This is a genomic window from Halopseudomonas sp. (genome assembly GCF_036960865.1).
Lineage (GTDB): Bacteria > Pseudomonadota > Gammaproteobacteria > Pseudomonadales > Pseudomonadaceae > Halopseudomonas.
Genome location: NZ_JBALWE010000010.1, coordinates 63,968 through 76,968 on the forward strand (window position 1 = coordinate 63,968; position 13,001 = coordinate 76,968).

The window sequence follows — 13,001 nt, forward strand, 5'->3', positions numbered from 1 at the left end:
TCAGTCCTCTTTGTCTTCGGCGTGCTGGCTATCTTCCGCCACGGCCCGCTCGATCAGAGAAGACAGGTGCGCACCGCGGCGTACGCTTTCATCGTAATGAAAATGCAGCGAGGGAACGCTACGCAGCTTCATCGAGCGGCCCAGCAACATACGCAGATAACCTGCCGAATCCTTGAGAATCTCCAGATTCAGCGCGATGTCTTCAGCGCTATCCTTGTTCATCAGAGTGACGAACACCTTGGCATGGGACAGGTCACGGCTGACCTCTACTGCGGTCACCGTCACCATACCCAAGCGCGGATCACGTACTTCTCGCTGAATCAGCAAGGCAAGCTCGCGCTGCATCTGATCGGCCACCCGCTGGGTACGACTGTATTCTTTTGCCATATTACCTACCTCAAGCAACAAACTCCGGACTGCTGAACAGGCCGGAGTTCGGTGCAAAATTCAGGCGCTGGCCGGACCCGGCCAGCGCTGACGGGTTACAGACTACGCTGAACCTGTACACGCTCGAACACTTCGATGCGGTCGCCGCTGCGCACGTCATTGTAGTTCTTCACGCCGATACCACATTCCATGCCATTGCGAACTTCGGCAACGTCATCCTTGAAGCGACGCAGGGATTCCAGCTCGCCTTCGTAGATCACCACGTCTTCACGCAGTACACGGATCGGACGGTTACGGTATACGGTACCCTCGATCACCATACAGCCGGCGATGGCGCCAAACTTGGGCGAACGGAACACATCGCGCACCTCGGCAACACCCAGTATCTGCTCGCGAACGTCGCTACCCAACATACCGCCCAGGGCTTTTTTAACGTCGTCGATGATCTCGTAGATCACGCTGTAGTAACGCAGATCCAGGCCTTCGCCTTCGATGATCTTGCGTGCAGCCGCATCAGCCCGCACGTTAAAGCCAAAGACTACCGCGTTCGAGGCCAGCGCCAGGTTGGCGTCGGTTTCGGTGATCCCACCCACGCCGCCGGAGACGATCTTGACCTGCACTTCGTCGTTGCCCAGCTCGGTAAGCGATGCCTGCAGCGCTTCCAGCGAGCCGCGCACGTCCGCCTTGAGCACCACGTTGAGAGTCTTCTTCTCGTCCTGGCCCATGTTCTCGAACATGTTTTCAAGCTTGGCCGACTGCTGACGCGCCAACTTGATCTCACGGAACTTGCCCTGACGGAACAAGGCGATTTCGCGTGCCTTCTTCTCATCCGGTACAACGGTCAGTTCATCACCGGCATCCGGTGTACCATCCAGACCCAGAATTTCGACCGGAATCGAGGGGCCAGCATCCTTGATGGTCTTGCCATTTTCATCAAGCATGGCGCGTACGCGGCCATAGTTGACGCCGGCCAGAACGATATCGCCCTGGCGCAGTGTACCGTTCTGTACCAGTACGGTTGCGACCGGACCACGACCCTTGTCGAGGCGCGACTCAACCACCACGCCACGACCAGGTGCAGACGGCTGGGCTTTCAGCTCCAGTACTTCAGCCTGCAGCAACACGGCCTCCAACAGCTCTTCAACACCGGTACCCACCTTGGCTGATACGTGGACGAACATGGTGTCGCCACCCCATTCTTCCGGAATTACATCCAGAGCCGCCAAGGCGTTCTTGATACGATCCGGATCAGCATCTTCCTTATCGATCTTGTTCACCGCAACCACCAGCGGCACACCGGCAGCCTTGGCGTGCGCCACGGCCTCTTCGGTCTGTGGCATCACGCCGTCATCGGCCGCGACGACCAAAATCACGATATCGGTCGCCTTGGCACCACGAGCACGCATGGCAGTAAAGGCGGCGTGACCCGGGGTATCCAGGAAAGTCACCATGCCGCGATCGGTTTCGACGTGGTAGGCGCCGATATGCTGGGTAATCCCCCCCGCCTCACCCGAGGCCACTTTGGCACGACGGATATAGTCGAGCAGCGAGGTCTTACCGTGGTCAACATGGCCCATAACGGTCACCACCGGTGCACGGCTCATTTCTTCGCCTTCGTGCGCCATGGACTTAACCAGACTGTCCTCCAGCGCACTTTCCTTCATCTGCTTGACCTTGTGGCCCATGTCCTCAGCGAGGATGGTTGCCGTATCCTGATCAAGCACCTGATTGATGGTCACCATGTTGCCGTTCTTGAACATGTACTTGATGACCTCGGCAGCCTTCACCGACATCTTCTGGGCCAGTTCGGCCACGGTGATGGTCTCGCCAATTACAACTTCTCGCACAAGCGGTCCTGTCGGCTTCTCGAAGCCGTGCTGGTTGCGTTTTTTGTTCGCCTTGAGTTTGCCACCGCCGCCGCGGCGACGAGAGGCATCGTCTTCGTCGTTGATACGCGGCGCATGACGCCCCTTATCCTTGCCGTGGCCGCCAGCGCGCTTGCGACCACGCTCTTCTTCGTCTTCGCGTGCCTTGCGACGGCTTTCTTCTTTCTTCTTGTGCTGTTCAGCAGGCGAAGGCACCGGCTCAACCACCGGAGCAACTGGTGCTACCGGTTCAGCGGCAACCACTGGAGCAGGCTCTTGCGGCGCCGCAGGTTCTGCGGTCTTGGCATTCTGCTCGGCAGCCTTCTTCGCTGCCTCTTCAGCCGCACGCTGTGCTTCCGCTTCAGCCGCCTTCTGGCGCGCTTCTTCAGCTGCACGCAGCTCTTCCAGCTCGCGCTGGCGTTCAGCTTCCAGATCAGCTGGCTCGCGCTTGACATAGGTACGCTTTTTGCGAACCTCAACGTTGACTGTCTTGCTGCCCGCCACTTTCAAGGTGCTGACTGTCTTGCGCTTGAGTGTGATCTTGCGCGGCTCTGAGCCGGAGTCACCGTGGGCGCTCTTGAGGAACGTCAACAGAGTCTGCTTTTCATCGTCACTCACTGCCTGCTCTGGGGTAGTCTGGGACAAGCCGGCTTCGCGCATCTGTTGCAACAGGCGCTCCACGGGTGTACCTACTACCTGAGCCAATTCTTTGACCGTCACTTCCGCCATTCACTTCTCTCCTCAGTCGGTTCCATGCGTTACCGCAGGGTGATGTCGCCTAATCCGACCGGTTATTCAAACCAGGGGGCACGGGCAGCCATGATCAGGGTGCCAGCGCGGGCTTCGTCGATACCTTCAATATCGAGCAGGTCGTCGACGGATTGTTCAGCCAGATCTTCCATTGTCAGAATACCCTTGCTCGCCAGCTGGAAAGCCAGTGCGCGGTCCATTCCATCCATATTCAACAGGTCGTCGGCAGGCTGTGCTTGTTCCAGCTTCTCTTCGTTGGCAATCGCCTTGGTAAGCAGACGATCCTTGGCCCGTGCGCGCAGTTCATTGACGATATCCTCGTCAAAACCATCGATATCGAGCATTTCCTCCATCGGCACATAGGCGATTTCTTCCAGCGTGGTGAAGCCTTCCTCCACCAGCATTTGCGCCACTTCTTCCTCAACATCCAGCTCGTCGACAAAGTTACGCAGGATATCGCCGGTCTCGGCTTCCTGCTTGGCGCGAATATCGTCTTCAGTCATTACGTTAAGAGTCCAGCCGGTCAACTGGCTGGCCAAACGTACGTTCTGCCCATTACGCCCGATGGCCTGTGCGAGATTGTCTTCGGCAACAGCCAGATCAATCGCGTGTGTGTCTTCATCTAGGATAATAGAAGCCACTTCCGCAGGCGCCATGGCGTTGATCACGAACTGCGCTAGGTTGTCGTCCCACAGCACGATATCGACACGCTCACCACAAAGCTCACCGGATACTGCCTGCACGCGCGAACCACGCATACCGATACAGGCGCCCTGCGGGTCAATACGCTTGTCCTTGGAGCGCACGGCGATCTTGGCACGTGAGCCAGGGTCACGTGCCGCGCCCATGACTTCGATCAGCTCTTCGGAAATTTCCGGCACTTCGATGCGGAACAGCTCGATGATCATTTCTGGGCAGCTGCGCGACAGAACCAGTTGCGGGCCGCGGTTCTCGGTGCGAATGTCTTTCAACAGAGCGCGGATACGCGTGCCGGTGCGGAAAGTCTCGCGAGGGATCATCTCTTCACGTGGCAATACAGCTTCGGCGTTGTTACCCAGGTCGACGATAACGCTGTCGCGCGTGACCTTCTTGACCGTACCGCTGATGATTTCACCCAGGCGGTCGCGGTAAGCGTCTACAACCTGTGCGCGCTCAGCTTCACGAACCTTCTGCACAATAACTTGTTTGGCAATTTGCGCGGCGATACGACCAAACTCGACCGACTCGATCTTTTCTTCGATCATGTCGTCGATAGCGAGAGCCGGATCGCGCTCTTGAGCCTGGTCCAGCGTCAGCTGCATATCGGGCTCTTCAAAATTCTCGTCAGCCACGACAGTCCAGCGCCGAAACGTCTCGTAATCGCCGGTATGGCGATTGATCGCCACGCGGACATCCACTTCATCTTCGTAGCGCTTCTTGGTGGCGGTTGCCAACGCCAACTCCAGCGCTTCAAAGATCACATCGGGCGGAACGCCCTTCTCGTTGGAAACGGATTCCACAACCAGCAACACTTCTTTGCTCATCGTATGCCTCGCCTAACGCCATCCATTGGGGCTGCAAGAGCCCGAAATATGCTCAAAAACGCGGAATAATATTGCACTTGTCGATCGAATCGATCGGCAGCAGGTACTCGTGATCCTCTACCTGCAGGATGACGTCGTCACCTTCGATTCCGCGAATCACACCCTGAAAATTGCGACGCCCCTCATAGGGCGCACGCAGCCTGATCTTGGCTTGCTCGCCAACATAGTCAGCGTACTGTTCAAGCCGGAACAGTGGACGATCCATACCTGGGGACGAGACTTCCAGGGTGTAATCACCGGAAATCGGATCTTCCACGTCCAATACTGCACTGGCTTGCCGGCTGACCGCAGCGCAAGCTTCCACACTGATGCCGTCCGGGTGATCAATGTACACCCGCAGCAGCGTATGCCGCCCTTGGGACAGGTATTCAATGCCCCAGCAGTTATAGCCCAATGCTTCGACAACCGGGACCAGCAGGCTCTCCAACTCAGATACTTTGCCGGACACGTTCACCGCCCTTTTGATCCATGAATAAAAAATGGGCCTATAGCCCATCGTGCCTCTGGCCACTTGATCGCAATCAAGTCCAGAATGACACCTGCCTTGCAGCAAGCGCCCTAACAAAAAGCCCCTAAAAAGGGGCTTTTGACTGGTTGCGGGGGCAGGATTTGAACCTACGACCTTCGGGTTATGAGCCCGACGAGCTACCAGACTGCTCCACCCCGCGTCGAATCTAGAGCGTGAATTATACGCCCGGAAGCCAAACAAGACAACCGGTGCAATCACCCCTGAAAAGAACAGGGCCTGCTGACACAGGCCCTTATTGATTGGTGCGGAAGATGGGACTCGAACCCATACACCCTAAGGCACTACCCCCTCAAGATAGCGTGTCTACCAATTCCACCACTTCCGCAAAACTGTTTACCGAGGAACTATCCCTGCTTCACTCCGCCGCTGGCGGAACATCTTCTCCAGCAGGCACAGGTGTAACATCTTCTTCAATGACCGGAACATCTTCGCTCAGCACGGGCGCTGGAGCAGTCTGTTCGATCTGCAGCGCAGGATCAGGTAAGCCCGCTTCCTGGACCGCACTCGCCTTGTGGCTGGCATAATAAGCCAGACCCAGCGAGGTCAGAAAGAAAATTGTCGCCAGAATCGCCGTCAAGCGACTAAGGAAGGTGCCCGAACCCTGGCTACCAAAAACAGTACCAGAGGCACCAGAACCAAAGGACGCACCGGTTTCGGCACCCTTACCCTGCTGCATCAACACCAACCCAACCAGGCCGATGGCTACCAGCAGGTGCAGCACCACAATTACGGTCTCAATCATTACATTCGTCCCGCGGCACGTGCTATCGCGCCAAATTCATCTGCATTGAGAGAGGCACCACCCACCAGCCCCCCATCGATATCCGGCATGGCAAACAGCGCTTCAGCGTTTTCCGCCTTGACACTACCGCCGTATACAATCTGTACCTTGCGCGCCTGCTCATCATCCAGCATGGCCAATCGGGCGCGAATCATTGCGTGCACTTCCTGCGCCTGCTCCGGCGTGGCGGTAAGGCCTGTACCTATAGCCCAGACCGGCTCGTAAGCCACTACGCCCATCGCCAGACCACCCACACCAAAGGTGTCGAGCACCGCCTGCAACTGGCGAGCAACCACAGTGGTCGTCTCACCGGCGTCGCGCTCGGCCTGGGTTTCACCAACACAGAGCACTGGACGCAAACCACAAGCCAAGGCTGCGGCAAACTTCTTGCACACCACCTCATCGGTCTCACCAAACAGCGCTCGGCGCTCGGAATGACCCACGAGTACAAATTCACATCCAGCATCTCGCAGCTGCGCTGGCGATATCTCGCCAGTCAAGGCGCCAGGCTCAGCTTGAGTAGCACAGGTCTGCCCTGCTACACGAATCGGTGTCGACTGCAGGCGCTCATTGCACTGACTGATAAACAGTGCTGGCGGCGCCACCATCAACTCGACCTGATCCGGCCAGTCTTGCGAGGCAAGCTGTTCAAGCAGCGTTTCTACCGACTGCCGTGAACCATGCATTTTCCAGTTTCCGGCGACTAGCGGACGACGCATGCCTAACCTCTCTACCCAAGCGGGCGCCAATCTTAACCAAGTTGCAACGGCTACACAACAGCCTTTTTTATTCCGCGAAGGTCTTAGCAACCACTTCAGCAAGACGCGCAGCTTCCTGCTCAACAAGCACAGCATCCTGACCTTCAACCATCACCCGCACCAGAGGCTCAGTACCTGACAGCCGCAACAACACGCGTCCGGCGTCCCCCATGCGCGCCTCAGTTTCAGCTACCGCCGCCTGCACGCCAGCGTCATCCATAGGTGATACCGCGCCCGGCACATAACGCACGTTGATCAGTTTCTGCGGACACTTGCGCATCCCCTGGCGCGCTTCAGACAGACTCTGACCTGAGCGCTGCAACGCCTTAAGCACCTGCAGCGCGGCAATGATGCCGTCGCCAGTTGAGGTGTGACTGAGGCAAACCAGGTGGCCGGATGACTCACCACCCAACAGCCAATTTCGCTCGCGCAACTCAGCCATCACATAACGATCACCAACCTTGGCCCGCACAAAAGGAATGCCCAACTCCTTCAGCGCCAACTCCAGACCTAGGTTGGTCATCAGCGTTCCAACCACACCACCTTTGAGCAAACCGCGCTGATGCAGGTCCACCGCCATGATGTAGAGCAGCTCATCACCATCGACCTCAAGGCCTTCGTGATCCACCATCAGCACACGATCACCGTCACCATCGAAGGCGATACCCAGAGCGGCGCCTCGCTGCAACACCGCCTCACGCAGCGCCTTGGTATCCGTAGACCCCACCCCGGCATTGATATTCAGGCCATCCGGCTCAGCACCAATAACACTGACCTGAGCACCCAGCTCTCTAAACACGCTGGGTGCCACCTTGTAGGTGGCACCATGCGCGCAGTCGAGCACCAACGACTGCCCCTTGAAACTGGTACTGGTTGGCACACTACTCTTGCAGAATTCGATATAACGACCGGGGGCGTCCTCCACCCGAGTTACCTTGCCCAGCGCCGCCGAATCCACCACGCTCATGGGCGCCTCAACCAGCCGCTCTATCTCCAGCTCCAGACTGTCTGGCAGCTTGCTTCCCGAGGCGGAGAAGAACTTGATACCGTTATCGTAAAACGGGTTGTGTGAAGCACTGATCACGATACCTGCATCAGCCATAAAGGTACGCGTGAGGTAGGCAATTGCCGGTGTTGGCATGGGCCCGAGCAACTGCACATGAGCACCCGCAGCCGACAAACCCGCTTCCAGCGCGGACTCGAACATGTAGCCGGAAATACGAGTGTCCTTGCCGATCAGCACGCGGCAGGCACCGTGGTGCTTGAACGCCATACCCACAGCCCAGCCCAGTTTCAGCATGAACTCAGGAGTAATTGGGGCACTGCCGACACGACCACGAATACCATCCGTGCCAAAGTAGCGTTTATCCATTGCCTACCTGCCTGTTAACTAATTACTAATTGTTTTGTACTGGCTATCGGCGTTCAACGCGCCTGAACCACCGCGCTGGTCATACGCACCACGTCCACGGTCTCAGCCACGTCATGGGCGCGAATAATGCAGGCGCCGGCGTTTACGGCCAGCGCCGCCAAAGCCAGGCTGCCATATAAGCGTTGATCCACAGACCGATCAAGAACCTGGCCAATCATGCTTTTGCGTGACACACCGACCAGCAATGGCAACCCTTCCGGACGCAGCTCACACATGCGCGCAAACAACTGCAGGTTGTGCGCAAGCGACTTTCCAAAGCCAAACCCCGGATCAAGCAACAACCGCTCGCGGGCGATCCCAACAGCCTCACAAGCCGCGACGCGAGCAACCAGGTAGGCATTGACCTCATCCAGGACACTCGTATAAGCAGGCGCATTCTGCATGCTGTCAGGCTCACCCTGGCGATGCATCAGACATACTGGCAGCCCTGTCGCGGCGGCGGCCTGGAGCGCACCATCACGTTCCAGGGACCGCACGTCGTTGATCATGCCTGCCCCCGCCGCCGCGCTTTCGGTCATCACTGCAGGCGTACTGGTATCGACCGAAATCACCACATCGAAGCGCTGCGCAATCGCCTCCACAACGGGCACCACGCGCTGTAGCTCCTCCTCACCGGAAACCGGCAGCGCGCCTGGCCGCGTTGATTCACCACCCACATCAATCAGCGTTGCGCCTGCCTGCAGCATGCTCTCAACATGCAGTAGCGCCGCATCAAGGCGATTGAAGCGCCCACCGTCGGAGAAAGAGTCAGGAGTGACATTGAGAATACCCATGACATGGGCACGGGATAGATCAAGCTCCCGACTGCCGCAAGGCAGACGGGAGCTTTTTAGCGGGACGCTCATTGGAGAATCAGTGCTCCCCGGCAGGCCCACCAATCACACCACTATCTTTCGGCGGCTGATCGGGCTTGCTGTCGGTAGCATCGTCCGGGGTAATCACGGCGCCCGGGCCGGATTTGTCATCGCCCTGCCAGTTCTTCGGCTCACGGGGCGGACGACCAGACATGATATCGTCGATCTGTTTAGTATCGATGGTTTCGTACTTCATCAGCGCTTCGGCCATCATATCGAGCTTGTCGCGATTCTCTTCAAGCAAGCGACGTGCAGTGGCATAGCACTCATCAATGATGCTGCGTACCTCTTCATCAATCAGCTTAGCGGTTTCACCCGACACACCAGAAGCTCCGCCGCCGCCAGCACGCCCCAAATAGCCCTGATCTTCATCTTCGCCGTACAGCAACGGACCAAGCTTTTCGGAAAGCCCCCACTTGGTCACCATGTTCTTGGCCAACTGGGTAGCACGCATGATGTCGTTGGACGCACCCGTGGTCACACCATCAAAGCCCAGTGTCATTTCCTCGGCAATACGACCACCAAACAGCGAGCAGATCTGACTGATCAACGCACGCTTGGAGAGGCTGTAGCGATCCTCCTCCGGCAGGAACATGGTGACACCCAGCGCACGACCGCGCGGGATGATTGTCACCTTGTAGACTGGATCGTGCTCAGGCACCAAGCGACCGACGATTGCATGGCCGGATTCATGGTAAGCCGTATTCAGCTTTTCCTTATCAGACATGACCATCGACTTGCGCTCGGCGCCCATCATGATCTTGTCCTTCGCCATCTCGAACTCATGCATCTCCACCAAGCGCTTGTTGTTGCGCGCAGCAAACAACGAAGCTTCGTTCACCAGGTTGGCCAGATCAGCCCCCGAGAAGCCTGGCGTGCCGCGAGCAATCAGCGCAGGCACAACATCATCACCCATGGGCACCTTGCGCATGTGCACCTTGAGGATCTGCTCACGACCACGAATATCAGGCAGACCGACCACGACCTGGCGATCAAAGCGGCCTGGGCGCAACAAAGCCGGGTCGAGCACATCCGGGCGGTTGGTTGCAGCCACCACAATGATGCCGTCGTTAGGCTCAAAGCCGTCCATCTCGACCAGCAACTGGTTCAGCGTCTGCTCGCGCTCGTCATGACCGCCGCCCATTCCGGAGCCACGGTGACGGCCGACCGCGTCGATTTCGTCAATAAAGATGATGCAGGGAGCATGCTTCTTGGCCTGCTCAAACATGTCGCGTACGCGGGATGCACCCACGCCGACGAACATCTCGACGAAGTCAGAGCCCGAGATAGTAAAGAAAGGTACCTTGGCCTCACCGGCAACCGCCTTGGCCAGCAGGGTCTTACCGGTACCAGGCTGACCGACCATCAGTACGCCGCGGGGGATATGCCCACCCAGACGCTGGAATTTGCCAGGATCGCGCAAAAACTCGACCAGCTCACTGACATCCTCCTTGGCTTCATCACAGCCAGCGACGTCCGCAAAAGTAGTTTTAACCTGGTCCTCCGACAGCATGCGCGCCTTGCTCTTGCCAAAGCTCATAGGGCCGCCACGACCGCCACCGCCGCCCTGCATCTGCCGCATGAAGAACATGAAAATGGCGATAATAATAAGGATCGGGAAACTGGCGATCAGCAGTTGAGTCCAGATACTTTGCTGCTCTGGCTGCTTGCCCTCGATGATGACATCATTTTCCAGCAGGTCGCCAATCAGACCGTTGTCCTGAATCGCGGGACGGACCGTCTTGAAGGTCTCACCGCCACGCTCCTTACCGGTGATGATGTAACCATCCACGGTGACTCGCTCGACCTGGCGATCCTTCACCAACTCCAGGAACTGGGAGTAGTTCAGCGCGTCCGGCTCGCTGGTTTTGCTGAAGTTGTTCATCACCGTGACCAGCACTGCCGCGATGATCAACCACAGGATGAGGTTCTTCGCCATATCGTTCAAATCATTACCCTCTTGCCCCATCGCCACGTTGGCGGGAGCTTCGCTGAGTCTTTTTCCAGTTGACTACCTTACACCAGTTTAGCCGGTGCCGGCAGTCAGCGCTGTGTAACGCCCTGTGTCGCTTGACCCTGAACAGACCGTCGCTATCCAGGACAGTTCAGACCCGCGTCAGCTTGGTATCAAGAGCCGAATCAGCCCTTGAAGCCTCGTGCCAGCAGATAGGTCTCCCGAGAGCGGCCACGCGAGGCGTCCGGCTTGCGGGTAACCAGCTTGTCGAACTGCCCCCGCATCAGGCGGAAATAGTCATCAAAGCCTTCACCATGAAACACCTTGATCAAAAAATCGCCACCGGGCTGCAAAACACGCCCCGCCATATCCAGCGCAAGCTCGCACAGATACATGGCCCGCGGCTGATCCACTTCAGGCGTACCACTCATATTGGGGGCCATATCGGAAATAACAAGGTCTACAGGAGCATCGCCGATCGCCGCGAGGATCTGCTCAAACACCGCATCTTCGGTAAAGTCGCCCTGAATGAAGTTGACGTCCGGAATGCTATCCATCGGCAGGATGTCGGAAGCAATGATGCGTCCCTTCTCGCCGATCAGCCGGCCCGCAACCTGAGACCAGCCGCCGGGGGCGGATCCGAGATCAAGCACCGTCATGCCCGGCCGGAGGATGCGATCACGCTCCTGAATGGCCAGCAGCTTATAGCTCGCACGCGAGCGGTAACCATCCTTCTGGGCCTTTTTGACGAAAGGATCGTCGAAGTGTTCTTTCAGCCAGCGCTTACTGGTCTTTGATTGTGCCACGGAATACCTCGTGCAGCGGGACGCGCCGCCGGTTAAACTAGTGTCTTTACACTCATTAAATCATCATACGGACCATTATGGCGCTCAGTTCCGCACAGAAAAAAGATCTTAAACGTATCGGCCACCATCTCAAGCCGATCGTCATCATCAGTGAACAGGGAGTCAGCGAAGGTGTGCTGACAGAACTGGATCGGGCATTGAACGATCATGAACTGATCAAGATCCGCGTCACCGTAAGCGATCGCGAGGCCAAGCAGGCCCTGATAGCCGATGCCTGCAAGCAAAGCGGTGCCGAGCTGGTTCAGGTGATTGGCAAGATGGCGATACTGTTGCGCCGTGCCAAGAAGCCCAACGACAACCTGTCCAACCTAAAGCGCTACAAGGATTTCTAAGCGCTGTGAGCACAAGGGGCACTAGCTAAATGCTAACGCCCCTCGTCTGGTCGAGGCTGCAGTATCAACCCCAAGCCCGCGAAGGCAACCACCAGATAGCAGAACAGCGATAGAAACAAGCCCTGGGGCAGCTGGGCAGCCAGTACGTAACAGCCCGTCGCCACCAATACGACCAGCAGCAGTTGCCCGCGCATGTCACGCCAGAACCGGCGCCCTTCGTAGCCCAGCAGCACCAACAACTGCAGCACGGCGCAAACCGCCGCAAAGCCGAGCATGATCGGACGCAACAGGTTACTCACATCCTCTACCAACAGCGGTGCCAGCCCAATGTGCTTGAGGGCCGGCAGCAGCACAAAGTGAGCGGACCATACGCCGCCCACCCAGAGCGTTAGCGCCAACTGCCAGACCACCCGACCGCGGCGGCCGGCCGCCGCTATCACTTGTGAGTCACCTCGACGATTTCGTACTCAACGACCCCGCCCGGTGTTTTCACCGCAACGATCTCCCCTTCCTCCTTGCCGATCAGGGCGCGGGCAATGGGCGAGCTGACGGATATCTTGCGCTGCTTGATATCGGCCTCGTCGTCACCAACGATCTGGTAAACCACCTCTTCATCGGTATCGACGTTGGCGATAGTCACTGTAGTGCCGAAGATCACCTTGCCGGTCGGCGCGATAGTGGTCACATCAATGACCTGAGCGTTGGAAAGACGGCCTTCGATATCGCGAATGCGTGCCTCAACCATGCCCTGCTGCTCACGGGCGGCGTGGTATTCGGCATTTTCCTTCAGATCACCCAGCTCACGCGCCTCGGCGATGGCCTGGGTAATCTGTGGGCGCAGCTCGGTCTTGAGGTGCTTGAGTTCGACTTCGAGGGCTTCAGCGCCCTGCTTGGTCATCGGGTATTTCAT

General features: G+C 57.7%; 13 protein-coding genes and 2 tRNA genes. 1 reads left to right on the forward strand and 14 read right to left on the reverse strand.

The features are described 5' to 3' along the window. The 12 genes from rbfA to rlmE all read right to left on the reverse strand — a co-directional run bounded on the left by rbfA (position 1) and on the right by rlmE (position 11,699). Positions 1–387 carry a 30S ribosome-binding factor RbfA gene (rbfA, locus tag V7747_RS14795; RefSeq protein ID WP_335616789.1) on the reverse strand — a complete coding sequence of 129 codons (387 nt, stop codon included), beginning with the start codon at positions 385–387 and terminating at the stop codon, positions 1–3. Positions 388–482: 95 nt separating this feature from the next. Beyond that, the gene (infB, locus tag V7747_RS14800; RefSeq protein WP_335616790.1) at positions 483–2,981 is read right to left on the reverse strand and encodes a translation initiation factor IF-2; all 2,499 of its coding nucleotides are present in this window, start codon (positions 2,979–2,981) and stop codon (positions 483–485) included. Positions 2,982–3,043: 62 nt separating this feature from the next. Beyond that, the gene (gene nusA / locus V7747_RS14805; protein ID WP_335616791.1) at positions 3,044–4,525 is read right to left on the reverse strand and encodes a transcription termination factor NusA; all 1,482 of its coding nucleotides are present in this window, start codon (positions 4,523–4,525) and stop codon (positions 3,044–3,046) included. Positions 4,526–4,577: 52 nt separating this feature from the next. Continuing rightward, complete coding sequence (rimP, locus tag V7747_RS14810) at positions 4,578–5,033, reverse strand: ribosome maturation factor RimP (RefSeq protein WP_335616792.1); 456 nt, start codon at positions 5,031–5,033, stop codon at positions 4,578–4,580. Positions 5,034–5,176: 143 nt separating this feature from the next. After that, a tRNA-Met gene (locus tag V7747_RS14815) sits at positions 5,177–5,253 on the reverse strand. Positions 5,254–5,354: 101 nt separating this feature from the next. Further along, positions 5,355–5,439: transfer RNA gene (locus V7747_RS14820), tRNA-Leu, on the reverse strand. A gap of 30 nt (positions 5,440–5,469) precedes the next feature. Then, positions 5,470–5,856 (reverse strand): preprotein translocase subunit SecG, encoded by a 387-nt coding sequence (gene secG, locus V7747_RS14825; RefSeq protein WP_335616793.1) that lies wholly within the window; start codon positions 5,854–5,856, stop codon positions 5,470–5,472. Beyond that, entirely contained in the window at positions 5,856–6,614 is a 759-nt protein-coding gene (gene tpiA, locus V7747_RS14830) for a triose-phosphate isomerase (protein ID WP_335616794.1), read from the reverse strand. The genes secG and tpiA overlap by 1 nt, the downstream gene beginning before the upstream one ends. 67 nt (positions 6,615–6,681) lie before the next feature. Continuing rightward, the gene (gene glmM / locus V7747_RS14835) at positions 6,682–8,025 is read right to left on the reverse strand and encodes a phosphoglucosamine mutase (protein ID WP_335616795.1); all 1,344 of its coding nucleotides are present in this window, start codon (positions 8,023–8,025) and stop codon (positions 6,682–6,684) included. Positions 8,026–8,078: 53 nt separating this feature from the next. Then, positions 8,079–8,930, reverse strand: a complete 852-nt coding sequence (gene folP / locus V7747_RS14840) for a dihydropteroate synthase (RefSeq protein WP_335616796.1) — start codon at positions 8,928–8,930, stop codon at positions 8,079–8,081. A 7-nt stretch (positions 8,931–8,937) separates the two neighbouring features. Further along, a complete protein-coding gene (gene ftsH / locus V7747_RS14845; protein ID WP_335616797.1) occupies positions 8,938–10,878 on the reverse strand; it encodes an ATP-dependent zinc metalloprotease FtsH in 1,941 nt (646 codons plus the stop codon). A 200-nt stretch (positions 10,879–11,078) separates the two neighbouring features. Continuing rightward, complete coding sequence (rlmE, locus tag V7747_RS14850; RefSeq protein WP_335616798.1) at positions 11,079–11,699, reverse strand: 23S rRNA (uridine(2552)-2'-O)-methyltransferase RlmE; 621 nt, start codon at positions 11,697–11,699, stop codon at positions 11,079–11,081. Between the two features lie 77 nt (positions 11,700–11,776). Between rlmE and yhbY the strand changes: the two genes are divergently transcribed. Continuing rightward, positions 11,777–12,091 (forward strand): ribosome assembly RNA-binding protein YhbY, encoded by a 315-nt coding sequence (gene yhbY, locus V7747_RS14855; RefSeq protein ID WP_335616799.1) that lies wholly within the window; start codon positions 11,777–11,779, stop codon positions 12,089–12,091. Between the two features lie 32 nt (positions 12,092–12,123). Here the strand turns inward: yhbY and V7747_RS14860 are convergent, their stop codons facing one another. Then, positions 12,124–12,531, reverse strand: a complete 408-nt coding sequence (locus tag V7747_RS14860; RefSeq protein ID WP_335616800.1) for a hypothetical protein — start codon at positions 12,529–12,531, stop codon at positions 12,124–12,126. Beyond that, positions 12,528–13,001 (reverse strand): transcription elongation factor GreA, encoded by a 474-nt coding sequence (gene greA / locus V7747_RS14865; protein ID WP_335616801.1) that lies wholly within the window; start codon positions 12,999–13,001, stop codon positions 12,528–12,530. Before greA ends, V7747_RS14860 begins: the two co-directional genes overlap by 4 nt.